The organism is Candidatus Thiodiazotropha sp. AKAK2 (assembly GCF_058244685.1).
Genome location: NZ_JBSYOP010000017.1, coordinates 183,159 through 209,103 on the forward strand (window position 1 = coordinate 183,159; position 25,945 = coordinate 209,103).

A 25,945-nucleotide genomic window follows, 5' to 3' on the forward strand; every position below is an offset into this window, starting at 1 on the left:
TCCTTACTCTATCTCAGCAGAAATTCTTAGATAGTATGATTGATGGGAGGGTGTATTTGCATATGGGGTAACTCCTTACCTTTGATGCATAAAAACCCTACCATCACAGCTACAGTCCAAAGCAATCTTCAGAGCGAAATATACTTAACAATAACAGTCAGTTAAGAATCCACACTGACAGCCTAGGAAGCCCATTCACTGCACCCTAGGTAGTAATAGACCTCATTCACTGGTAGTAGTAGTCAGCATATCGCCCAATATGTACAGAGAATATAGTTAATTCACTATCAGAGTGAACCTTATACAACAGGTATCTGCGCATTCGAGGAATTAATCGTCTTTTGTGGCGAACTAGGCATGCTTAACCGATTTACAACCGCTGTAGTTCTGGCGGCCATCATATTTCACCAACCGATGCTCTTTGCTGCGGCGGCACTGACTGCCGATGTGGAAAGGCTGGTTTCGGATGCCTCAACACTCGATCGGGTGCCTGTGATTGTTCGGTTTGAAAAACAGTACAACATCAGCGAGCTGAAAGAACAACACCAGAAATCGGAACAATTTCGCAGCCGCAAAGAGAGCCGAACGCTGAAACGCAGGCAGTTTCGCCAAAACGTCTTCAGCAGCCTCCAGCAGCAAACCCGGGAAGCCTCAGTCAGGTTGGCCGAGCTGCTGAGAAAGCATGGCGTAAAAACCCGACTGAAATCCCTCTGGACCATTAACGGCATCGCGTTGGATGTCCCCCCCGAGATGATTGATGCAATCTCGGCACTACCGGGTGTCGAGCGGGTAACCGTAGACATGCGCCTGACCATGAACACTCCGGAAGCGGAGGATATTGACAGCCAGCCTCAGTGGAATATCGAGAAGCTCAATGCAGCGAGACTCTGGGAACGGGAGATTCGGGGTGAAGGGATTGTTGTCGGGATCATGGATTCCGGTGTCGATGTGAATCATCCGGATCTGGCTGACCGCTGGCGCGGTGGTGACAACAGCTGGTTCGATCCCTATGGTATTCAGGAGTTGCCAATCGACCTGGTGGGACATGGCACACAGGCACTCGGCTTGATCCTCGCAGGTGATGAGAGCGGCTATCAGGTCGGGATGGCCCCGGAAGCAAAATGGATCGCGGCACGAATCTTTGATAATGCGAATCAGACCACTCTCAGTGCCATCCATCTGGCTTTTCAGTGGTTGCTCGACCCCGATGGTGACCCACTGACGGATGACGCCCCACACCTGGTCAACAACTCCTGGGGTTTCGCCAACACCATCAACCAGTGTTATCAGGAGTTTGACGAGGATATTCGACTGTTACGGGAAGCGGGTATCGGTGTGGTGTTTTCCGCAGGCAACTATGGCCCGTTTGCGGAAACCAGTATCAGTCCCGCCAACAACTCTGGTTCACTATCGGTTGGTGCGATCGATCTGCTGGATGAGATCGAGTTTCAAAGCAGTCGTGGCCCCAACGCCTGTGACGGCGGGATCTACCCGAAGCTGGTGGCACCTGGTTCACAGGTCTATACCACTGATCGACTGCCGGTTGCCTACAACATCGTTTCCGGTACCTCTTTTGCGGCTCCGCATATCACCGGTGCTCTGGCGCTGCTCAAGAGCGCCTTTCCCGATACCCCGATCTCGCAGATTGAGACCGCACTCTACGACAGCGCAGTCGATCTTGGTGAAGCCGGAGCCGACGATCAATTCGGCTATGGCCTGGCGGATGTCGCAGCAGCCTATGATCTGCTTTTGAGCAATTCGGGCTCCGGTGATGAAAGCCTGCTGATATTCAATGAAAACCAATACTCGATCGATGAAAATACTTCCCGGCTGATCGTCACTGTCAGACGGGTGGGCAACAGTGAAGGTGAAGTTTCCGTTGAATTTACCACCAGTGATGACGACGCTGTAGCCGGCAGCGATTATCTCAGCCAGTCCGGCAGATTGACCTTTGCGGATGGCGAGACACTGCGCACAATTGAGATACCGATCATCAATGACCGGGATGACGAAGAGAATGAAGCTTTTCAGATAGTATTGAGCGATGTCAGAGGCAATGCAGCCCTCGGGCATCAGGATGAAGTTGAGGTGGTCATTCTGGATGATGATGGCGCCGGCACGGTTGCTTTCAACTCCGTCTCTGTTGCGGTTAACGAATCCCGTGGAGAGGCACTTGTCAGCCTGGTTCGTACAGGGGGTACGGCAGGAACGATCGAAGTCGGTTACCGGACAGTTGCTGATACGGCACTGGCAGAAATTGATTTTGTCGAGACTGAGTCAACGGTCCGGTTTCTACCGGGAGAGACCGAAAAACAGATCGCTATCGAACTGATCGACGATGAGCTGTTCGAAGAGAGCGAACGATTCCAACTGATGATCACAGAGTTGGATGGTGATGCGGACATTGGGTCGCCGGCTTCAACCACGATCTCTATCCTGAATGATGATCCTGACACCAATTTTGCGACCATCTCACTGGAGTCTGTCAGCTACGAAGTCAGAGAGAACGCCGGCCAACTCAGGGTGACTGTGTTTCGTGAGGGCAACCTTGATATCGACGCCACCGTTGAGTACAACACACTGGACGGCTCAGCCAATGCGGATGAGGACTATCAAGCAATCAGTGGTACATTGACCTTTGCGGCAGGGTTCAGCCGTCGAACGCTGACCATCGACATCATCAATGACACGCTCTACGAACAAGAGAGCAGTTTTACCTTGATACTCTCCAATGCAGGTGGCGGCGCGGTGATTTCCGATCCGAGCACAGCCATTATCCGCATCATCGATGATGATGCCCTGCCCTTTGTTTCCATACAATCCCCCACACCATCTTCAACCATTGGCTCGTCCAGCAGCTCTCTGTTTGATCAGCAGAACAGCTCTGAGAGTCAGGGTAACAGGAGTTACCGGGACAAAGCTTCATCCGGTCTACAGGTATTCGAAATCAATCTGCGCAAGTATGGGCGCGCAAGAGCCGAGGAGCAGCGGGAGAGGATGGCCAATATGGATGCCGAGTCAAAGCGAAAGGCTGATGAAGAATCATCCTGTGGTTCTGCTGAGGATCAAACCAATTGTGGCGCAGACACCGAGACCAGCGAACAGGCGGAAGAGCATGAAATCAGCTTGCCGGAGGAGACAGCTGGAGAAGAACCCAAATCCGCTCCCGCCAGTGAGTCAGAAGTGGACTCAGAAACTGAGAGTTCAGCCAGCCCGCCAGCCGAAACAGAACCAGCTGCTACAGAAAGCGAGCAGTCCTGAATGGTTTCGTGAAACCAGCCTTTGGGAATATCTCCCTGCTGATTCCAGGGCCTGTTAACACGAAACCAATAGGCCCTAACTGGAGTGGATATCAGGTCTGCAGGCTTTGCAGTTGTGATTGCCGCTCATTCTGAAACAATCCCCAGGCATGCAACAGGTTCAGTGAGATCAGTAATGGAACCAGCATCCCAGGCGCAAGTATCATTGGATATTCAAAGATAAAGACAAACCCGGGTTCATTCATCCAATAGCTCATGATCACAAAGGTTGGGAAAAATATCAGTGAAAACCCGATCAGATGCCAAACGAGTAGCAATCGTGCCTTGATCTTTCGATTCATCATCAACAAGCCAATGAACAGAGCGGATAAGCCAAAAAGAAAATCCGGTATTCCGATCCAGAAGATGTAGCCAGAAGCAATCTCACCATTCAATCCTTTGACGACGCCACCGATCGCACCGAGCCGTAGTGACTGAATCAGAACAAACCAATGTGCCGGTGTATGGGTGGCGATTTTAAGCAAACCTGAGCGTAATTCAGCAGAGAGGATGAGTGCTGTAATCCAGATCACCACCGGTACGAATGCCTGCCATAGCAGAGGTATTTTGGCCATCAGCGAGATATGTTGATCCCCAAGCGCCAACAGTGCAATCGATACACTCCAAACGATAAATGCAAGCAACAACAAAAGAATCTTTCGCTCGACTGCTTTTTCGATAAACTCATTTTTCGAAGCCCGTCTGACCAACAGAAAGCAGAAGAGGAATACAACAGCAAGATAAATGGGGACTATCGAGAGATTCATGTCGATCACCATGGTTGGTTAAGCTGATAACTTATTGAGTGTTGGCAATAATGTCAGAGCGGTTTCCATCTGTAGTTTAAGATCTCTCTTCTTATTGCCGCTGGCAGCCAACATCAGTAGTGTTCTGAACTCATTGATCAAAAACCTGGCAAGAATTTCAGTATTAGCTTGGCTGTCAAGCTGCTTTAAGCTCACGGCCCGATCCAGGCAGGCCTGCATCGTTTCAGTTGTCTCATCAAAAAAAGCTTTGACCATACTGCTGAACTCCTCATCCTGCACACCAAGCTCCATGCCGGTATTAGCCATCAAACAACCAGTTTGAAAGCCCTTTTTGGTTAATTTTGTCGGTAGCGCCGCAAAGAAAGAGAGAACTTCCGGTAAGGCGGCATGCGGCTTTCGTAATGGCCGCTGAATATCCTGTTTTCTATCCTCGGCATACTGGTTCAGGACCGCTTTGAACAACGCTCGTTTTGAGCCGAACGTGGCATAGATACCATATTTGGCTACACCTGATCGTTTGATCAGCTCATCAACCGAAGCATCACAGTAGCCCTTTTCCCAAAACAGCAGAATCGCCGTTTGTAATAACGCTTCTTCGCTGAACTCTTTGTGTCTTGGCATGATTTCATACTGATTAGTCTGATATTATTTCAGACTAGTTAGTCTGTTATACTTTGTCAAGCTGTCAAATGATGCAGCCGTGTAAGAATCAGTGAATAGAAGGCTCCAGGACCTTTTTTAGTAGCCTCGACAGACATCGGTGAAATGTACAGTTTTTTCTCTTACATATGGTTACAGACGCTCTATACTCAAAGAGCAGAATCACCACCTGGAACAAGCCATGAGCGATATCACCACCCTACTCGGCTCTGAGGCAGAACAGCTGTTGAGCCACCAATGCAAGACCATAGACCAATCCATGCTTCATCTGCCCGGCCCGGATTATGTGGACAGGGTTGTCGCCGACAAGGAGCTCAAACCCGGGGTGCTGCGTAGCTTGCAGAGCCTGTTCAATACCGGTCGAATGGCTGGCAGCGGCTATCTCTCAATACTGCCGGTTGACCAGGGCGTGGAGCATTCGGGTGGTGCCTCCTTTGCACCGAACCCCATCTATTTCGATCCTTCAAAGATCGTGGAACTGGCCATTGAGGGGGGCTGCAACGCTGTTGCCTCAACCTTAGGGGTATTGAGTTCGGTATCACGGCGCTATGCTCACAAGATTCCCTTCCTGGTCAAGTTGAACCACAATGAAATGCTCACCTACCCCACCATCTATGACCAGACTCTGTTCGCCTCGGTGGAACAGGCATTCGATATGGGCGCGGTGGCAGTTGGCGCCACAATCTACTACGGCTCTCCGGAATCCCGCCGCCAGATCATGGAGATCTCGGAAGCGTTTCAACAAGCCCATGAACTGGGCATGGTGACCGTACTTTGGGCCTATTTAAGAAACAGCTCCTTTAAGGTGGACGGGGTGGACTATCACGCTTCAGCTGACCTCACGGGTCAAGCCAACCATCTGGCCGCCACCATTGGAGCGGACATCGTCAAACAGAAACAGGCCGAAGGCAATAAGGGCTATCTGGCGGTTAAATTCGGCAAGACTCACGACAAGGTCTACACTGACCTCACCTCGGAGCACCCGATCGATCTGGTCCGTTATCAAGTGGCCAACTGTTATATGGGGCGTGCCGGTTTAATCAACTCCGGCGGCGCCTCTTCGGGTCAGGGGGACCTGGCTCAGGCTGTACGTACTGCGGTGATCAACAAGCGGGCCGGTGGCATGGGCATGATCTCCGGACGCAAGGCGTTCCAAAGGCCGATGCGTGAAGGCGTGGAGCTACTAAACAGCATTCAGGACGTCTATCTGGATAACAGCATAAGCATCGCCTGACCGCTCTATAAACTGTTGTTGAGGATATTTTGAAACCTCTGGACAAACTCCGGATTGGTTAAAATCGTCGCGTGTCCCGCATTGAATCCGTACAAGCGTGTCGCTTCAGCCTGTAACGTCAGGGGAATCTGACTCTCCAGATCAACCACCCCATCATCACTATCCCCCCCCTGATAGGAGAACACCAGGTGATAGGGTATCTCCTCCGGCCAGGGCCAACCCCTGATAATATTGAGGAACTCACTGTTCTGCGCAATATCCCGCCAGGAGGGAATGACAATCGGTGATGACTTGGCACTAAACTCAGCACTGGCCATCCCATCCATGGGGCTGTTGATGGTCATGGTCAGACCGATCGCCGGGTGATGTTCGCTCTCGGTGTACTTTTTTACCGTTGAACGCATCACCAGTCCGCCCATGCTGTGGGCAATCAAATAGAAATTGTCGAACGGATACTGACTCTCCAGCTGATTGATGCTTTTCACCAGATAGTCGCTGACAATGTCCAGTCGTAAGCCGCTTGGATAGTGGAGCACCCAGGGTTGAAAGCGTTGGCTGTCCAGGCTTTTTGCCAAATCGGCGAACTCCAGCGGTGTCCCGCCAGCGCCATGTATGAAAATTACAGGGATTCGCTTTTCCTGTGGTGAGCTGAGCATATAGAGCCCAATACCCACCTGGTCGATGAAAGAGATCGGTTTCCACAATCCCAGTGACCCGATCTCACGAGAGAATCTTGGATCATCCAGAGTGGCAATCTCTCCCGTGTGGTCCTGCTCAATCTCAAAAGAGATATTGTCACGGTTTGTTTTATTGGCTATCGGCCCTTTAATTACCAGTCTATCCAGTTCCACATGGCCACTGGATTGCAAAGCCACTGAGGATGCATTGAACAGATCACTACCACCATACAGGGTCGCCGGTTCGCTTTGCTGGTAGAGACTGTCCCGGTTGGTGTCCTGAAAAGCGGCAATGTAGTAGCTACCTTCCTGTGCGTAGAAACGAAACTCCCCGGCCCCCTGCAAAACATATTTTCGTTCCAGCTTCGGTGCAAAATCCTGATAGGTAAAAAGCAGAATCGTCACCGGTGCATCACTGCCACTCTCGATCCCGACACGACCGGAGATGGTCCCGGCCTTGTTCACCCCCTCACTCTGTTGCGAGATCTCCAACAGTGAACAGCCGCTGCTCATGATGATGAGAAGCAGAAACGCAAACAGTGTGCTAAACAGTGATTGTGGGATGGTCGTCTGATTCAATAAACCGAACTTATTGAGGGTTTTTTGTGGCTTCATTGTGCTGTCACCAGCTGTCTATTTCAGTTGATTGGCGCTAAAGTTAAACTAAAGTTGAACCCGTGGGTTCATGGTGAGCGTAAAGAGTCAAAACCTGATTTCCCAGTGGTATCTCAAAATACAAGCTTGATAGTTTAAGCAGACAATTTCTTTATACCGCAAAGGTCGCTGCTACTTAAGCCATACGCCGTCATCGATCCACAGATTCAGGTTAAACCAAGAATCTAAAAAGTCCAGCCTACTGGACCTATTCAGCTGGAGTGCAAGCTAACAATGTATCAGTCCAATCGCGCCGTCTTCGGCTTAGCCCTGGTCTGTCTCTCTCTCAGTGGTTGCAGTGAACCCCCAGCCACCATTCAGACAGATTCGGTCCGTCCGGTTAAGAGTTTTCTGATTGAAACCACGGCCAGTGGTGCAATCCGTACATTTCCGGCACGCATCGATGCCGGCCGCAAAGCGGAACTCGCTTTTCGGGTTTCCGGCGTTCTTAAGGAAGTAGCCGTCAAAGAGGGGGACCAGGTTCAGACAGGACAACAGGTCGCCAGCCTCGATCCCACCGATCTGCAACTCGTCTATAACGATCGCAAAGCCAACTACGATAAGGCCAATCGCAACTTCACCAGAGCCAAGGAGTTGATAAAAAAGGGCAATATTTCAAAGATGGACTTTGACAAACTTGAAGCGGATTTCAAAAGCTCGAGTGCTTCCCTGAAGGCTGCCCAGCAGGATCTTAACTACACCAAGCTGACCGCCCCATTCAATGGCACCATAGCACGACTCAATATCGATAACTTTGAAGAGGTTCAGGCAAAGCAGTCGATCCTGGTGCTGCAGGATATCTCAGAGCTCGAGGTTAAATTCGATGTGCCGGAAAGCCTGCTTCGGGGGCTGACCTCCGAGGACCGGGAGAGTGCCAAAGACGACGTCTCGGTGAGTGTCTCGTTTGCCGACATTCCGGGCAGCAGCTTCCCACTGACCTTCCGTGAAATCACAACCCAGGCCGATGCCAAGACCCAGACCTTTCAAATCACCTACACCATGCAAAGACTGGAGAGTGCCAATATCCTACCCGGCATGACTGCCAAGGTAACCGTCGATTTCAGCAAGTTTGACAGTGATAGCAGTGTCTTCACCGTACCCGCCAGTGCAATTGTTGGTGACTACAAGCTGGATCCTCAAGCCTGGGTGATTGAAGCCGAGAGCATGACGGTGCAACCCCGAACCGTGAAGGTTGGACGGCTGTCGGGTGAAAACATCGAAGTTTCCGAAGGCTTGATGCCCGGAGACAGGATTGTCACCGCCGGAACCCCGTTTCTGGTCGAAGGTATGAAGGTGCGGCTGATGCCGGACAAAGAACAGGCCATGCAGAGACCTGAAGATCTGAAGTACCAATAGCCGGCAACACCAGGCATAGGGGCACACATGAATATCGGGGAATACTCTGTCCGCACACCGGTCATCTCCTGGCTGCTGGTGATCATTCTGGTCGGCGGCGGTCTGCTCAGTTTCGACAAAATGGGTAAGCTGGAAGATCCGGCATTCACCATCAAAAACGCCAAGGTCATCACCCTCTATCCCGGTGCATCCGCCCAGGAGGTGGAAGATGAAGTGACCTATCACATCGAAGATGCCATCCAGCGCCTGGAGCAGGTCAAGCGGATCAAAATGTCGATCTCAAGGCCGGGCATGTCCGACATCTCCATCGAGTTCAAGGATAAGTACCGGGCCGATGATTTCCCCGACATCTACGATGAATTGCGCCGCAAGATCGTGGACATGAAAAACAAGCTGCCTCCCGGTGCCCAGGATCCGATGGTGATCGACGATTTCGGGGATGTCTACGGTGTCTATCTGGCCCTGACAGGTCAAGGTTACAGCTGGCGTGATCTCTGGGATTTTGCCGACTACCTCAAGCAGGAGCTGGTGCTGGTACCCGGGATACGCAAAGTCACGATCGGTGGTGAACAGAAGGAGGTGGTCTATGTGGACATCTCCCGTGAACGCCTCGGCGAACTTGGTATCTCCCCCTCCAGCATCGCTCAACTGCTTCAGTCCCAGAATGCGGTGGTAACAGCTGGACATGGTAACGTACAACACCAACGCCTGCGTATCGTACCCAGCGGTGAACTCACATCAGTCTCCGCAATTGGTGACATCCTCGTCGCCTCCGAGGATAAGCGACTGATCTATCTGAGGGACATCGCCAACATCACCCGGGCTTATAATGAAGTACCCAGTCAACTTTACTACCTGAACGGTAAACAAGCGCTGACTCTCGGCATCTCCATGCAGTCCGGTGAGAATGTGGTGGCTGTCGGTGAACGGCTCACCAACAGAGTGATGGAGCTGATTCCTAATATTCCCATTGGCATGGAGATCAAAGAGATCTACAACCAGCCACTGGAAGTTGACAAATCGGTCAGTGGATTTCTGGTCAGTGTGGGGCAGGCCGTGGCGATCGTCATCGTCGTTCTGCTGGTCTTTATGGGTTTACGGGTTGGCCTGATCATCGGCGCTGTCCTACTGATCACAGTGGCAGGAACTCTGCTGTTGATGTACCTTGAGGGCATTGAGCTGCAACGCATCTCGCTTGGCGCACTGGTCATAGCCCTGGGCATGCTGGTGGATAATGCCATCGTGGTGGCCGAGGGTATGCTGGTGCGCATGCAGAGCGGCATGCGTGCTGCCCAGGCAGCGCAAGAGACGGTGGGGAAAACCATCTGGGCTCTGCTTGGCGGCACCGTCATCGGAATTCTTGCTTTCTCTGCCATTGGCCTTTCCCAGGACAGTACCGGTGAATTCGCAAACTCCCTGTTCTGGGTGATCCTCTACTCCCTGCTGCTCTCCTGGGTCACTGCCATCAGCACCACCCCCCTGCTCTGCTCCCTGTTGCTGAAACCAGGCTCATCGACAGGAGGTCAGGCTGATGACCCCTATGGCAGCGGTGTCTTCAAACTGTTTCGCAATCTGGTGGATCGCGCGGTACGTCTGCGTTGGCTCACTGTCAGCATAGTGATCGGTCTGTTCATACTCGCGGTGATCGGATTCGGCAGTGTCAAACAAGCCTTCTTTCCGGAATCCAACACACCCATGTTTTTTGTCGATATCTGGGAGATCGAGGGAACGGATATTCGGGCCACCCGTGAAGATACGCTACGAATCAACCAGTTTCTGATGGAGCAGGAAGGTGTGGAACAGACCAGCATCAGCATCGGTGGTGGCCATCAGCGGTACACCCTGGTCTACGACCCCAAGGAGACCTCATCCGTCTACAGCCAGATCATCGTCAAGACCGATACCCGGGAGCGTATTGCCGAGGTCTGGGACAAAGTCGACCGGCACATGAAGGAACACTATCCCTGGACCGACCCGATCATCAAATCCCTGCGGATCGGACCAGGCCGGGACAGCAAGATTGAAGCACGCTTTCAAGGACCGGATCCGGTCGTGCTGCGTCAACTCTCGCAACAGACCCAGCAGATCATGCGGGCAGATCCGGAAGCTAAGGATATCCGTGATGATTGGCGTCAACCGGTAAAACTGATCCGGCCGATTTTCAACGAACAGGTCGGCCGCCAACTTGGCATTACCCGGGAAAGTCTCGCTTACGCCCTGCAGTATGCAATGGATGGCACCCCTGTGGGTCAGTTCCGGGATGGGATAAGGGTGTTGCCGATCTATATGCGGGCTTCTGAAGATGAGCGCAGCGATGTAGGCAACCTGCGGGATATCGTGCTGTGGAGCCCGGTGCTCAACCAATCGGTACCCGCGGCCCAGGTGGTTAATGGTTTCGAGACCGTTTTCGAAAATCCGCTGATCCGCTCCCGCGACCGGATTCAAACCATCATCGCCCAGTGTAATCCAACCGGTGAACTGGCAACCCCGCTGTTTAACCGGCTGAAACCGCAGATCGAGGCGATGGAACTGCCTCCTGGCTACAGTTTCAGCTGGGGTGGAGAGTATGAGGACTCAAAAAACGCCCAGGCCGGTCTAGCCAGTTCACTGCCTTTTGGTTTTCTGCTGATGATTCTGGTCAGTATTCTACTCTTCGGGAAACTTCGCCAACCGCTCATCATCTGGCTCACCGTACCCTTGGCGATCGTCGGCATCACCGCAGGATTGCTCGGTTTCAACGGCGCATTTGATTTCATGTCCCTGCTTGGGGCGCTCTCACTGATCGGTCTGCTGATCAAGAACGCCATCGTTCTGATTGATGAGATCGATCAGCAGATTGCCAATGGGAAAGACGGTTATGAAGCAATCCTCGATTCAACGGTGAGTCGTCTTCGACCGGTGGTACTGGCCGCGGCAACCACAATCCTTGGCCTGATCCCGTTGTTGCAGGATGTCTTCTTTGTCAACATGTCCCTGACCATCATGGCCGGACTGGGCTTTGCCACCCTGCTGACCCTGCTGTTCGTACCAACTCTCTATGCCATTATGTTCAAGATTGAAGCACCGGCGGAACGATAGCCGGCCACTGACTTGTTTGGCAAAAACGCAGGCCACGTCTGGAGTGAAATATTTAAGCTCTGGAAGCTGGATAGACAAAGTCATTCAGGGGAAAGCAGCCGTAATGGACCGGTGTGTCTCAGGGATCTAATGTTGCCTGTTTTATGACTTCGCCAGGCAAGGTTTCAGGCGCCGGTGAAAACTGTAATCTTTTAATCGCACTCAATGGAATGATATTCAGATGGCCGTCTGCTTCGATCACCAATCGATCTGCCTTCATAGCATCATTCAATTTACCCATCAGGTCGTAATGGTCTTTCGCCTGTTTTGGAAAAGTGAAAGTCTCGCTTGTACCATCCAGATAGTGAATAACTAAAAACCTACTGGCAGCCATCTCCACCCTCCAACTTAGTGAGTGATTGATTCAGGAGTCGTGATTTACCGTTTAAGCTTAGTCGGATCATGAAATCGAATCAATATCATTACCAGACTCCATTGATATCCAGCGTCAGTTCGAGATGGAATGTTGCCAATACTGGACAGGGTCCCATTCCAACCTGTCATATTTGGAAGCGTTTTATTTGATGCTATATTGACTGAATTAAGACACTTTTCGTCAACCCGGCTAATGCAGAAGTGAGAGATTGTCAAAGATCGCTAAATCTCCAACCACTCGAGGTTACTCCATTGAATCGTACGATGTCTCAGTTACTGCTCTTTGCCTTGCTGCTACCGGTAATATGTCATGCCACGGACTTCAGTCGTCAGTTTACCCAAGTCGATCCTTCTGTGGTTGTACTTCATACCTACTCCACATCGCCAGTCACTGAAAAAGTCGAGCAAGGCCTGGGCAGTGGCGTCGTCATCAGCCAAGAAGGCGATATTCTGACAGCAGCGCATGTTGTCCATACCAGCGATGCCGTTCATGTTGAATTCAAAGACGGCCAACGTGTGCTTGCCAAAGTCTTAGGCACGGAACCTGCTGCCGATCTTGCTCTACTCAAGTTACAAAAGGTCCCGGACAACCTGGTCTTCGCAAAACTCGGCGATTCCGACAAAGTCAGTGTCGGCAATGAGGTATTTGTGATCGGATCGCCATACGGGCTTCACCATACCCTCACCACTGGACACATCAGCGCTAGACACTCGGGTCCGGACCTGGGAAAGCTGTTTCTGCTCGGAGATTTTTTACAAACCGATGCGGCCATCAATAAAGGCAACTCTGGAGGACCGGTTTGTAATCTCGACGGCGAAGTGATCGGCATCGTCAGCTACATTGAGACCACATCCGGGGGTCACCAGGGTATAGGCTTTGCGGTGACGTCGAATACTGCCAGAGCGTTGATGCTGGAGAGAAATAACTATTGGAGTGGCCTGAATGGCTTGCCAATCACGGCGGATATAGCAAAGGCAATCAACTATCCGCTGGATTACGGGGTATTGGTACAGAAGATCGCCGAAGGCTCTGCGACCGATCGACTCCAATTACGCGAAGGCACCATTCCGGTAAAAATCAACGACCAGCAGCTGTTGCTAGGTGGCGATATCATCGTTTCCATTGCGGAGATACCCCTGGATGGCCAACTTAGCTTCCAGAAGATAAGAGAGAAAATAGATCGCTTGGAACCGGGTCAACCGATTAACTTTCAAATCTATCGAAACGGTATGCTGGCAGTTTTGACTCTGGAAAAGCCTTAAAATCCGATAATCAGACCGGTGACGATCGTCGAGGGTTCGCTATTCAATAGGACCAGACCGCTTTAACTTCCAGCAACCCTTCAGAAAGCTCAATGACGAAAAACTCACCACCCGAGAGTATGGTTTTCTCCTGCATGGCAACGAAATAACCGGGTAACTGCCCGCTAAAATTGAGCTTATTTTGTTTGCTGAATATCTTCGCTTGAAGCTGTAGCAGGTCATCAATATTGGTCAGAGATATTGTTACTTCCCCATCGATTTTTTCATCGAAACAGATTGCCTTGAGAGTATCCTTGAACATTCTATAAAGAATCGATTTTTGATCCTGGGATATCAACTCCTCATTGACTGAGATATCCACCGAAATCTGCAACCCTGTGGTAATCGTATGACACTCGGAAACCAACGAATTCAGGGCTGCTTTCAGGCCGAAATCATCCAGGCTCGGCGGACGCAAATCCAGTGCAACGGCCCGGATCTTGTGCGCAGCATTCTGCAAGGTAGGTATGATGACCGTTGAAAGCTGTTCCGCATCAGCCTCGTCTTTCTGTTTGTCGAACTGCAGTATGTATTTTTCCAGTTGCATTTTGACGCCGGAAAGGGTCTGTACCACATCTTCATGCAACTCAAAGGCGATGCGTTTCTTCTCATCCTCCTGGGCATTGATCATTTTTGCAGTGAGAAATTCAAGCATCGCTTTTTTCTCTCTGGTAATGCGGTTTTGCGCTTCTATGATCCGTTCGGAGCGTTTGATATGCATTAGCAGGAATGTATAGAGAAACAGCATCAACAACATCGTCACAGACATCACAATGATGATTGCCCTCATTGCATGACTGACATAGTCACTGATGTCGTAATAGACCTCCATCACTCCCATCACCGGAGAGTTTTCATTGGTACGAATCGGTACATAGGTCTGTACCAGATTCACATCGTGATCATCGGAGTTGAAGATACTGAAACTGTCCCGATAGTTTAAAACCGTACGTGGAGTTCCTGACAGTGCAGAGATAAAACCGTCATTACCCTCATCATCGTCATCATAAGCATCCCGTCTCGATGAGTAGGCGACTTTTCCCGACCGATCATACAATTTGATACGGTCGACATTGGTATCCCGTATCATTCTCTGCAAGGCACGTTCAAGCATCGGCTCCAACGGCATATCGCCAGGCTTTTTTTCATTCAGCTTCATCAGATTCAGGTACATCACAAAATGGTCATTCAGTGTGTACTCTGTAGCAATGGTCAATGACTCATTACTCTGTTTTGTGGAGTCCTGGATGATGCGGGCAGTTTCATAGCGAAACAGAAAAAGGATGACGATGGCAATCAGGATAATGGCGATAAAACTGATCACGCCAAATCGTTTGGCCAGCTGATAATCTTCCCTGTATTGAGTTGCGTTGTAGTTGATATTGTTATCCATCCAACAAATCTCATTTATTTACAAATATTCACAACGCGGAATGAAATCAGGGAACTATCCAACCAGTGAGATTAACAATTCCTCCTTTGCCGTCAGTTTTAGCCACATAGAAGCCCCGTGATGCGAACCTTTGATCCGGCGCCATACTGAGGCGGGGAAAGATCGAAGTATAAGGTAAGTCATCAATCATATGTTCAATCTTTTCAATCATATAGTCACGATAGAAATAACCACGAATGTGCTTTACCGCATCACCAAGCACCTTCAACGCGAAGTAGGCATTGGCTTGAATCTCTCTGGTCTCTTTATTATAGATTCTTTTTGCTCTGAACCAACCCGTTGAGCGGATCAGCAGCCTGTTCAGTTTATCGGGCATTTCAGCGCTGTGTATAAAGAGAACAGAGTCCGCCAAATCCTGAGGGATGAGCTTGGTGTCTGTTCCGTAATATTGACTGGAGAGCATGATCAACTCTGCACTGTTAAGCTGCCCGCTGTTGAAGAGCTGTTCTGATTTGCCTCTATCCAGCCACAATACCACTGTATCGTCTTTTCCAATTCGAAATGCACTCGATTCTTTTTCGCCAAGTTGCCCCAGAGAGACCGTGTCTACGCTGATTCCAGCCTTGTTCAGATCATCAATGAGCGCGTTGGAAGAGATGGAACTCAGCATGTCAGATTGATCATGAATCTGTACGACTCGGGCGGCGGGACGGTTTTTCCTGATATAGGAAGCAACCGCTTCAGACTCATGCGCCGCACCCTTGTTCAGATAGATGGTGTAATAGTTATCATCACTGATAACCGGCTGTTGTGTGGTGGGGAATAGACAGGGTATAGCATGCCCTTCACAGAACTCACTGACCCGGTTCCAGCCAGTTGGAACCAAACCGTTGACCAGCGCGAATACCGGCTGTTTTGAATAGTATGCACTGAGTTGTTCCGGCCAGGTCTCTTCGGCACCTGTCAGTTCCCAAACATGTATCTGCCACTTACGATAGGGCTTGAACATCCAATCCTTGTGCCATGGCGCATTCTTTGCCCGTTTAGTCTCATATCTGGTTTCAACATTCTTTTGCTCGACATAGGTCGCCATGACATCGATCAGTGCCTTGTTCTCCTCCGCTTTGTTCGAGGATAGGACAATGGTTGCGAAATGGATGGTCTTATCGTCCACACCTGGGGACGGGGTATTGGAGAGTGTACTGACATAGGCCATTAAGCCATCCAGCGCCTCATCGTCGATCTGATATCTTGGCATGAATGGATCCAGTGGCTGGCCATTGGCATCCACACCATCCCTGACCGCTGCCATCAAGGTCTCACGGGTGTAGGCTTCACGATATACCGGTGGTTCAGGGGGTTTACTGGTGGGAAGTTTCAGGGGCTTGAAAAGCACACTGCCAGCAACTGCCGGGACCACTTGCTGGCCTTCGGTGGATCCCAGGCCGCTCTTGCGGTGACAGGTCTCACAGATCAATTGATCCCCTTCCACCGAGATATCGCCCTGGATGGTTGCCTTTACCAGTTGGCCATTCGGCAGATAGCCCTCTTTGTAGAGTGTTTTACCTGTTGCGTAGGCTTTGGAGTCAACCTCCACTTCATTTTGTGAGGCAGTAGAGAATAGGATCAAGCCGGCGAATAGTGTAAACGCCGTGATCATTTTGTTGAGTTTTTGCATCAATTTGCAGCCGATACGATTTTTTTGTACTCCTTAACAATATCTTCTGCACTGGCCAGACCATTGATACGCGTCCAGTGCTGTCCACCTTGATTCCTGATCAGGGTAATCGGTTCATGATTCATTTTTGAACCACGGAAGATATCAAAGGCCTTCTCTACGGTAACCACATCTTTGTAGCTACCGGTATAAAAATTCCATTGCTCACCAGCCTTGAACCGTTTCGAATATTTCATCAACTGTTCAGGCGTATCATAGTCCGGATCGATGGTTATCGATACCATGGATACACTGTCAACCTCCTCACCGAGAATCTCCTGTACCTGATGAAAACTGGCCGAAAGAACCGGACAGATGGTGGTACAGGTCGTGAAGATGAAATTCAGCATCACCGGTTTGTCATTGTTCAGGATATCTGCCAGCTGCTGCTGCTCCCCTTTGTGAGAGATCAGATTAACATCCGGCAGCTGATAGCCGGCATGACTCACCTGGTACGACTTGTTCTCCATCATCGCACGGTGATGGGCGTGTTCATCATGACCACCATGCTGGGAATGGTCGTGCTTATTCATGGCCAGCTTAAAACGATCACCGAGACTCTGAGGCTTGCCTGGTCTGGTGACACAATCGAGCTTGAACTGGGGGCCAAGGGCTTCAGCACCGTTGGATTTCACAATGTTTGGCAGATCAGCGGCATTGACTCCTGCTGTGACAAACAGGGCAACAGAAAGCACAGACGCCTTTAGCAAGCCACTGAGACTCTTTTCAACCGAACCGTTTTTCCATGCTCTATTTTCCATCGTATAAACCCTTATATGTTACTGCTCTTCAACACGACGTTTTGCATAGGCCCGAGTCTGACGGGCAGACTGCAGCTGCAGGTATCCGAAGAAAATGATCATCAGGCCCAACAGAAGCAACAGATCCACAGAACCGCCACCTCCGCCGCCACCGCCATTGTCATCCCCATCACTGCCACCATCCTGGTCATCATCGGAGATGGTCAGGGTGAAGCTGCCACTGTTGCTATCGATGGTTGCGGTACCGGAGGCATTACCCAGCACAAAGGTGATCGTGCGATCCCCATCAACAACCGTATTGTCAATGATCTCCACATTGATTGTCTTTTGCGTCTCGCCACTGGCAAACTGCAGAGTGCCTGTGGTGACATTGAAATCGCTACCGGCAATGGCGGTCGATGTACCAACGCTCAGGTCGACACTGACGGTGCCGGTCAGGACAACGCTGCGATCAATGGTAAAGCTCGCGTTGACTGAAGATTCATTCACAGTAAGGCTGGTGATGGTAAAACCGATCACAGTGGATGCGTTGAGTACATCATCATCGGTGATGGTAATCTGACCACTGCTCTGATCACCGGCTACCGCCCCACCCTGAAAGTTACTCATCTGTAGCAATATGGTCTCATCTGACTCCACTGCCGAATCGTTCAGCAGTGGTACGGTAAAGGTCTTATCGGCTGCATCCCCATCGGCAAAACTGATGCTGCCGGAGGTGTAGGTATAGTCAGAGGAGGCAATCGCACTGCCATCAGCGGTGTTGTAATCGACCGAAACAGCACCGGTCGAACCGCCACTGCGTGAAACGGTGACGGTAACGTCGCCACCATCCTCTGCTGCGGTAATGGCCGAACTGGAAAAGATCAGAGAACCGGCAGCAGGCGGCACGTCATCATCAGTTACGCTTAAAGTTGCCGTAGAGGTATCACCCAGTGACGCACCAACCGCATCGGAGAGTATCAGGTTGATGGTTTCGGTACCTTCAAATAAGGCATCATCGATGATGGTGATTTCGAATGTCTTCGACAGTTCACCATCCGCAAACGTCAGGGTACCACTGGCAACCTGATAGTCGATGCCGGCAATTGCCGTGCCATCTGCGGTTGCATAGTTGACCTGTGCAGCACCGCTACTGCCACCCTGACGCTCGACCGTTACCTCAATCAGACCATCAGCCTCATCCGCACCAAGGTCGCTGGCACTGAAGACCAGCAAGCCGGTTGCCGGTGCCGCATCATCTTCAGTGATCACCAAATCAACCTGGGCGGTCGGGCCCAATACGGCACCACCGGTTGGGTTGCTCAAGGTCAGCGTAATACGCTCATCACCCTCGTATTCACTGTCATCGAGCAGTGTCACCTGGAAGGATCCACTGGTTACACCATCGGCAAAACTCACGCTGCCGGAAGCGGCCGTGTAATCCTCACCGGCGGTTGCCGTTGAATCACTGCTCGCGTAGCTGACCCCAACAGAACCGCTGCTGCCGCCTGAGCGGGAGACGGCGATCGTGGCTGTGCCTCCATCCTCATTCAATGAATATTCAGAGAGACTGAACTGCAGGCTGCCCATGGCGGGTATTGGGTCATCACTGCTCAAGGTCACAACGGCGGATGCCGGTGTGCCAAGTACAGCGCCACCAGTGGGCGTTGTAAGAGTGACCATCAGGGTTTCATCCGCCTCGTAACTGCTGTCATCCAGAACAGGTATCACACAATTACTGGTGAGTTCACCATCTGCAAAATTAACCGTGGCCTGGGTCGCTGTATAGTCAGCTCCTGCAGTGGCGGTAAGATCACTGGTTGAACAGGTTATCGAGACCGCCCCACTGCTGCCGTTGGTACGGGTCACAGGCACCAGGATCGAAACATCACCCTCAGAAGCGGTGTAGCTGGAACCACTGAATTGCAGACTGCCGGAGCTCGAGACCGGCTCATTGTCGGTAATCGAGACTTCCGCCACATCCCGGGCAGCCAGAGAGACCGAGACCGGATTCGAGAGGCTGACCAGCAGCGACTCAGTACCCTCCGCGGTGGCATCGTCTGTGATGTCGAGGGTCACGCTACTGCTGATCTGCCCATCGACAAATGAGAGTGTGCCGGAGGCCGCTGTGTAATCACTGCCTGCCGTTGCTGTTGCGTCACTCATGGCATAATCCACCGAACCACTGCCGGAACTGCCCCCATCCCGCTGGACGGTAATGGTAACGCTGCCGTCACCTTCACTGAAGGTATAGGTGCTGCTGCTGAACTGCACCGCTCCAACCGTCGGTGCATCGTTATCCGTGATGGTCACCGTGGCGCTGTTCTGTGCACCGATGTTGAGACCGCTCAGATTGATCGTAAAGATCTCGTTATCCTCGAAGATGGTGTCATCCAGAATATCGATGCTGATCTGCTGACTGCTCTCACCATCCGCAAAATTGAGGGTTCCGGAAACCGGTGTGTAATCAAGGTTGGCGCTGGCGGTGTCAGTCTCACTATCAGTATCACTTGCATAGTCAACGGAGAGCGCACCACTGGTGCCACCGGTACGCTCTACGGTGACCTGAAGCGTAGCGGCATTCTCAGCCACACTGTAGGAGGCACTGCTGAACTGCAGTTTCTGCCCTGGGAATGCGCCTGACTGGGCACCCAGTGTAAAGTCATCCGAGAAGAAGATATTGACCTCATCTCCCCCCTCATCCACAGCCTCTACCAGTACATTGGTGAAACCGGCATCGTCGATGAATCCGAGAAAGGTCCAGCCCGAGACTGTGGCCTGTGAACCGGTAAAATCGACCGGAGCCGATCCGTTGGTGGCAAAACCGATCTTGGCCCCGGTGCTACTGCGGAACCAACCGCCCACACCATACAGCGTGGTGCCACTGGCGGTCAGTGTGTATTTATCCGGTACCAGATGGTCATTTCTGTTGTCTACCGGGAACATCAGATAGCTGCCCTCATGCACATCGCCACCACTGGTGGAGGTACGCACAAAGGAGGATTCCGTGGAGCTCCCCGCCCAGGTGATGCCTTGGGAAGTGACACTCTGAACACCGGTACTGCGGGTGCCGTCCCAGGCGCTGCCCTCAAAGCTCTCTTTGGTGATGTCTGGCGAGATGGATGGAAGATTCGAAAGATCCTGGATGAACTGAGCCTCGGCTGTTGCATCGCAACAATAGACGGTCACCAGCGCGTGGGATTCAAATGAAGAGACCAGTCCGAGTAGTGTTAGAAAACCAAGCAGATGATTTCTATATTGCATATTTCCTTCTCGAGTCAACCGATCAGTTGACTGTTAAATTTTCAGCTTTAAAGTCGCCGATCACCATTGTTACTTTTTCTCCTGATTTCACATGGGCATCAGGATTGCCAAACACCATGTAGTAATTCTTGTTGGACTTGATGTTCTTGCCCCGGTTGGTCGCTCTGAACGCACCTACCTTGGCCGCCATGGGTATAGGTAGTTTAGCATTAGATTTCTCAACCTTTAGGTGCGGTTTGATGCGGTGGTCGAAAAATATCTTGGCTTTTTCGATATCCAGCACCCGAAACCTGAAATCGATCATGTAGCCGGCTGCGGTCAGCCGCAGACTCAGTAGCTCAACACCCCATTTTTCGGCGATTTTCTTGGCGGTTTCCTTATCCACAGGGGGTTTGGGAACGTTCGCCATGGCAACAGGCGGTTTCCAGGGCTTGGAGGCCGCTTGCTCTACGCTCTGCGCTGCAGCTTTACTATCTGCCTTGGCGACCGATGCGGTGAATGCAAGAAAGGCCGTGGTGCAGATCACCAGGACCAGAATCACCAGCAGAGGATTGCCTCTAGGATGCCTCTCCTTATCATCCTCAGGCGCTTTTTCGGAAAAGTGTGAACTTTTCATGGTACTACCCAGGAATTGTGTCGTTTGACGATTGATCTTAACAAAAATCCGCCCCCTGCAGTACAGGGGGCGGTGCCTCACGCCATGATACTAACTATGGCTCGATATCAAATGGTACGTTGTTGTAGACAGCCTCTGGGTAGGTGGCTAAATCAACCACCTCGATTTCCAGATAGTCATTGCCATCTGGCAATTCAACATCTGGTCTGTTGTTGCCAACACCGTTGACATTGATACCCCAGACATGTTGTCCGCCGACAGACCGGATACGACCATTATTATTGCCAGTCGCTGTGGGTACGATTTCAACCCGTGGGGATGGTGTCCCGTTGATATCGACCCGTACCAGGTAGACCCGTACGCCCTGTGCAGTACCCGTGGTTGGGATGGTCGTGTCAACCACACCTCTGAGGCGCCATCTGTCATTGCCGGCACCGGCAGTACCGCGTTGCAGATAGGAGGCACGGGTAACCGAGACCTGACGTACGATATCAGCAGTAGCGATGTTGCTCTGAGCCATGAGATCGCTCGCCTCATACTCCACACTGGTCAGAATACCGACCGCGGTAGGATCGATAGCAAAGCTTGGCATGGAACCATCGATACCCAGTGCAGGATCCAGGTTGCCAGGATCATTCACTTCGGTTGCCAGCAGCCCGTCATTCTCAAGATCGGTATCGTTCCCGAGAACCCCAGAGGCTGCAACACTGAAGGTCATGGATATTGGCTCACCTTGTCCATCCAATACAGCTGTAGAGGCATCCTGAACATAGAAGGTATCGTTCACAGCCACCGGTGCATCATTGACCGGGTTGACAGTGATCTCTGCGGTCACCGTGTTACTACTGATGGTCACGAAATTACCGCCATCGTTGTAGGTCTCTTCAAGATGATAGGTGATGGTGTCTGGACCGTCAGCAAGGGTACAAAGACCCGTTGGTGCATTGACACTGTTCCAATCCAGCAGAGGCTCGTAGTGGAATTCACCAGTCGTACCGTCGTAGGTGAAGCTGCCAGCCGCGGTGTTGGCACAGGTAGGTGCGTCATCCACGACTACCGCCAGAGTACCGCCATTGATGGGCGATTCGCCGATCAACAGACCATTTGCTGCCAGAACGTCAAGGACTGCATCCTCGTCAGTGGTGTAAGTTTTTCCACCTATAGCAACGAGATCGGGTGCCGCCGGAGCTTGAAGAGTAACCGTTGCTTCAGGGCTACCGGCAATACACTCTTCGGGTAGAGTGACACCATCAGTGATGCAGTAAGTGAAAGAGTCGGTCACTAATGTGGTGTTCGGTACATATGTGAATGTACCATCATTCGCAACGGTTGCAGTACCATCGGTTGGACCAGTAACTATCATCAGACCATAAGTCGGAGGAAGGTTAAAGTCGTTGCTTGCCAGGTTAGCTCCTGCAATCTCAGACAGTGTAAATGGACCATCATCGATTGGGTTAGGCACGCCAGGCACCAGTAATGACACGCTTATGGTTTGGTTTTCCACCACATTCAGACCGTCAGTGACATCATACGTCAAATTCAGAGTCTGAGGTGCAGTGGGATCCGCACTGTAGTCTATGGTGCATGTACCAAGTACATATTCGCAACTCAGAGTAGCATTTGTAGCTGGAACCGTAGCAAGTTGTACCGAGTTGTCGACTACGGATACTGTATCACCTTCAGCGTCAGATGCTCCCGCAACCAAATCCGTTAATGGAATAGTGGCGCTATCATTAAGAATGTCATTGGTAGTGTATCCGATTGGATTCACACCTGACATATCGGGTGCAGTGTTAATTTGAACTGTCAGGTCAACACTACCCTGAAATGGGCCGGGATTTGCTGATGTCCAGATATCATAACTGAATTGAGCTGTCTCTCCACCAACCACACTGGGTGGAACAGCTGAATCAAGTGATAAAGCGCAACCGCTTCCAGTGATACATTGAAATTGCAACGTCAAACCAGGTATGGCTCCCATATCCGGGAATCCGATGGCAGTGCCCAGAGTGATGGCATCACCATCCGGGTCCATATCATTAGCCAGAACATCGATGTTCTCTGTGACCTGATAGGAAGTCGTTGCCCCCCCCAGAACTTCAGGAATCTGAATGGTGATCGGATCTGCATTGGCAATCGGTGGCTGATTACCTCCAACGCCCAAGTTGAAGCCGAGCTTGCGGATCATACCGCCGATCTCATCGCCCTGGAAGAAGTCACCCGGATCACTGGGATTGGTCATATTGCCATTGCCGTCGTAGACCGCATAGGTCCCACCGAATGTGGGCTGGACAATCACATCTTTGGTCTTCAGCGGTGGCAGACCGATCGAGTACTGCTGACGCGGCGCGGTATGTATGCCTGTGCCATCCTCATAGGTATAGGGGATACCATCCTCAGCATGGATTGTACCGTAGAGGCCCTGCAATACAGGCACATGCTTCTCGGATGCGGCACTGACGAAACGCAGCAGAGTCGGGCCAGCTGTCGTCAGGGGTGTAACACCATCCTCACCGTAAAGAATATCCGGAAAGCTGGTCTGGTAGGACTGACCATTGATCATATACCAACCGGGATGACGATGAATGGCGGTATCCAGAGTACCGGCAACCACATTTGCATTAAAATCAGTATCCACATCGTGGTAGAAGAGGATCAGCTCATTTGCATAGGTTACCTCATCGCCACTGGCCGGAATGCCGTCATGGTCGTAGAGAACATTGCCGACATCAGCATCCTTGGTGATCACACCGGCAAGCCCCATGTAGAGCTGTTTCTGCGGCCAGGTACCCGTGTGGTACATCAAAGTACCGCTATTGGCGATGGCATTGGTGCCTGCCCAGGAATAGACCTGTGTGCCGCCGTTTGCCGCAGCTTCCACACCGTAAGAGCGCACCTTTTGGGTCAGATTGGTACGACCACCCGTCGTACCGTCGTCCCAGGTCGGCCCCATCAGAGGTAACTGCTGACCCGGTATCACGATCGATGTGGGTTCATCCAGCAGATTGGTGAGATAGATGTTCAATACAGGATCTGCAGGATCGATGGTGATCCGTGGTCCTGGTGCAGTTGCTGTTGCACCAGTACAGGCTGCGTCTGCCGGGTTGCCGGCATTGTAGCAAGCACCGGGAGAACCTATATCATCCAGAGCATAACCCCACATGGTGGTTGGTTGCGTTCCGCCACCAGAGAGTGGTAGATCCTGAGTGAACGATTTAGCAATGAGATAAACATCCAATGCATTCGCTTGACCGGCACCTAAAGCCAAGGCACAGGCGACTACGATGGGTTTCAGTGTTTGCTTCATGGTAGTAGACCTTTTCATGATTGTGCCCTCCCGATTATTGGATTGGTGTACCAGGAGGCAGCACAACTACCGATCCCAGGCTTCCGCCAGGGAAGATGTCAAAGGTAGTCAGCTCTTTTTCAGCATGGGAGTGCCATACCAGGAAGTAGCCGCCAAAGGGATTCAGACCGCCCTCACCAGGAGGCAGGTCACCGGTATCGCCCAGGAAGGGGCTGCCACTCCACCAGCCACCCAGGGTGAGATCGCCCACACCAGGCAGTGAGACTGGTATCGGTTTGTTGTGGTCGTTACACCACTCACCAGGGTAGTCGGAGTTGGCATCTGCATACCCATCACGTGGGTTGACATCGATACAGTTGTGTCCGGTATCGTGACCGTAGATGTCCCAGCCCAGGTCCTTACCTGTCCAGGTCCAGAGGGCGTCAACCGTCTGCTTTGGCTGCGAATTGATGGTGTTGTCAGAACGACCCAGATCGGCCAGAACACCATCGGAACTCAGCATCTTGCCGTCACGACCGATGAAACGCAGGTTCTCGCCATGGTAGTGCATGGGATGAGCATCCTGCCCTGCATTGACGTTACGTACCAGGACCACATCACCGGGTCTTGACATAACCAGGGACTCATAGGGCTGGTTCGGAAACAGGGTGTTGTAGTCACCCTGGAACAGATCCGGAAAGACCCGGCCGTTAATGAACCAGACCTTGGCGTAGCGATCGGTATTGGTGAAGTGGTTGACGTGTCCCTTCTCCATCTGGATATGAATATCCGGATCCACTTCGGTCATCAGGTAGAGATTCTCATGATCGTAATCAGTTCCGGTACCGGCACCGTAAGCGGTCCGATTTGTGATTGGATCGTAATCAGCCGGTCTGACAACCATCACACCCACCAGACCCATTTCGGTATGCAGTCCGGGATTTGCACCGGCCAGACTGTGGTAGATATAGGTGCCGGGAGAACCTGCGGTGAAGGTGTAACTGACAGCCTGTCCCACATCGGCTTCGTTGGTAAACAGCCCGGCCGTACAGTTAGTCGCTCCGGTTGTCGGTGTCGGACCACCTGGTGCAGGAATATCGATACATTGAGAGCTGACTTCATGACCGGTCATCTCAATGGAGATATTGTCTGGCACACCGTAGTTCACCAGGTTGATGGTGACCGCCTCACCCTCGGTGACGATCAGTGTCGGCGCCGGATACTGAGGCAACTGGTAGTTGGCACCCGCATCATGAGAGGCGCCTTCACCCAGATCCAGATCACCAAAGCCCCACATGTAGAGACTGGTGCCCTCGGGCAGGTTCATGTTGAATGGATAGGCATAGAGGTTGAACACACCGTTGGCACCCTGTGAGATGCCTCGGATATCGTGCTCCGCCTGTGCCTGCTGCACAGTCAGCGCACTGCTCATGCCCAAAAACAGGAGGCCCAAGAGCCGTCCAGGTTGTTTGAGTAGTTGTTTCATTA

Annotated in this window: 16 protein-coding genes; 5 read left to right on the plus strand and 11 right to left on the minus strand. The window is 51.6% G+C overall.

Annotation, left to right across the window (positions count from 1 at the left end; genetic code table 11):
* The first annotated feature begins 357 nt into the window (after positions 1–357).
* Positions 358–3,261 carry a Calx-beta domain-containing protein gene (locus AC4IE8_RS06655; RefSeq protein ID WP_490790621.1) on the plus strand — a complete coding sequence of 968 codons (2,904 nt, stop codon included), beginning with the start codon at positions 358–360 and terminating at the stop codon, positions 3,259–3,261.
* A 91-nt stretch (positions 3,262–3,352) separates the two neighbouring features.
* Here the strand turns inward: AC4IE8_RS06655 and AC4IE8_RS06660 are convergent, their stop codons facing one another.
* Positions 3,353–4,066, minus strand: a complete 714-nt coding sequence (locus AC4IE8_RS06660; protein WP_490790622.1) for a hypothetical protein — start codon at positions 4,064–4,066, stop codon at positions 3,353–3,355.
* Between the two features lie 18 nt (positions 4,067–4,084).
* Positions 4,085–4,687 (minus strand): TetR/AcrR family transcriptional regulator, encoded by a 603-nt coding sequence (locus AC4IE8_RS06665; protein ID WP_490790623.1) that lies wholly within the window; start codon positions 4,685–4,687, stop codon positions 4,085–4,087.
* A gap of 220 nt (positions 4,688–4,907) precedes the next feature.
* Here AC4IE8_RS06665 and AC4IE8_RS06670 point away from each other — a divergent pair, with 220 nt between their 5' ends.
* Positions 4,908–5,960: a class I fructose-bisphosphate aldolase gene (locus AC4IE8_RS06670; protein WP_490790624.1), complete on the plus strand. Its 1,053-nt coding sequence runs from the start codon at positions 4,908–4,910 to the stop codon at positions 5,958–5,960.
* Positions 5,961–5,965: 5 nt separating this feature from the next.
* On the opposite strand, the gene AC4IE8_RS06675 is transcribed toward AC4IE8_RS06670, so the two are convergent.
* Positions 5,966–7,252 (minus strand): alpha/beta fold hydrolase, encoded by a 1,287-nt coding sequence (locus AC4IE8_RS06675; RefSeq protein WP_490790625.1) that lies wholly within the window; start codon positions 7,250–7,252, stop codon positions 5,966–5,968.
* 273 nt (positions 7,253–7,525) lie between these two features.
* On the opposite strand from AC4IE8_RS06675, the gene AC4IE8_RS06680 reads away from it, so the two are divergent.
* Complete coding sequence (locus AC4IE8_RS06680) at positions 7,526–8,647, plus strand: efflux RND transporter periplasmic adaptor subunit (protein ID WP_068995426.1); 1,122 nt, start codon at positions 7,526–7,528, stop codon at positions 8,645–8,647.
* A 27-nt stretch (positions 8,648–8,674) separates the two neighbouring features.
* Positions 8,675–11,725 (plus strand): efflux RND transporter permease subunit, encoded by a 3,051-nt coding sequence (locus AC4IE8_RS06685; RefSeq protein ID WP_068995425.1) that lies wholly within the window; start codon positions 8,675–8,677, stop codon positions 11,723–11,725.
* A gap of 118 nt (positions 11,726–11,843) precedes the next feature.
* Here AC4IE8_RS06685 and AC4IE8_RS06690 read toward each other — a convergent pair whose 3' ends face one another.
* Positions 11,844–12,098 (minus strand): hypothetical protein, encoded by a 255-nt coding sequence (locus AC4IE8_RS06690; protein ID WP_068995424.1) that lies wholly within the window; start codon positions 12,096–12,098, stop codon positions 11,844–11,846.
* A 305-nt stretch (positions 12,099–12,403) separates the two neighbouring features.
* Here AC4IE8_RS06690 and AC4IE8_RS06695 point away from each other — a divergent pair, with 305 nt between their 5' ends.
* On the plus strand, positions 12,404–13,402 hold the full coding sequence (locus tag AC4IE8_RS06695; protein ID WP_068995423.1) for a S1C family serine protease: 999 nt from the start codon (positions 12,404–12,406) through the stop codon (positions 13,400–13,402).
* Between the two features lie 43 nt (positions 13,403–13,445).
* On the opposite strand, the gene AC4IE8_RS06700 is transcribed toward AC4IE8_RS06695, so the two are convergent.
* The 7 genes from AC4IE8_RS06700 to AC4IE8_RS06730 all read right to left on the minus strand — a co-directional run bounded on the left by AC4IE8_RS06700 (position 13,446) and on the right by AC4IE8_RS06730 (position 25,943).
* Positions 13,446–14,834 carry a sensor histidine kinase gene (locus tag AC4IE8_RS06700; RefSeq protein WP_068995422.1) on the minus strand — a complete coding sequence of 463 codons (1,389 nt, stop codon included), beginning with the start codon at positions 14,832–14,834 and terminating at the stop codon, positions 13,446–13,448.
* 46 nt (positions 14,835–14,880) lie between these two features.
* The gene (locus AC4IE8_RS06705; RefSeq protein WP_490790626.1) at positions 14,881–16,512 is read right to left on the minus strand and encodes a hypothetical protein; all 1,632 of its coding nucleotides are present in this window, start codon (positions 16,510–16,512) and stop codon (positions 14,881–14,883) included.
* Positions 16,512–17,312, minus strand: coding sequence for an SCO family protein (locus AC4IE8_RS06710; RefSeq protein WP_490790627.1), 801 nt, complete (start codon positions 17,310–17,312; stop codon positions 16,512–16,514). Before AC4IE8_RS06710 ends, AC4IE8_RS06705 begins: the two co-directional genes overlap by 1 nt.
* Before the next feature lie 18 nt (positions 17,313–17,330).
* Positions 17,331–20,555, minus strand: a complete 3,225-nt coding sequence (locus AC4IE8_RS06715) for a Calx-beta domain-containing protein (protein WP_490790628.1) — start codon at positions 20,553–20,555, stop codon at positions 17,331–17,333.
* 22 nt (positions 20,556–20,577) lie between these two features.
* Complete coding sequence (locus AC4IE8_RS06720; RefSeq protein ID WP_068995418.1) at positions 20,578–21,171, minus strand: hypothetical protein; 594 nt, start codon at positions 21,169–21,171, stop codon at positions 20,578–20,580.
* Positions 21,172–21,265: 94 nt separating this feature from the next.
* Complete coding sequence (locus tag AC4IE8_RS06725; RefSeq protein ID WP_490790629.1) at positions 21,266–24,478, minus strand: Ig-like domain-containing protein; 3,213 nt, start codon at positions 24,476–24,478, stop codon at positions 21,266–21,268.
* A gap of 34 nt (positions 24,479–24,512) precedes the next feature.
* On the minus strand, positions 24,513–25,943 hold the full coding sequence (locus AC4IE8_RS06730; protein ID WP_490790630.1) for a multicopper oxidase domain-containing protein: 1,431 nt from the start codon (positions 25,941–25,943) through the stop codon (positions 24,513–24,515).
* Positions 25,944–25,945: the final 2 nt, after the last annotated feature.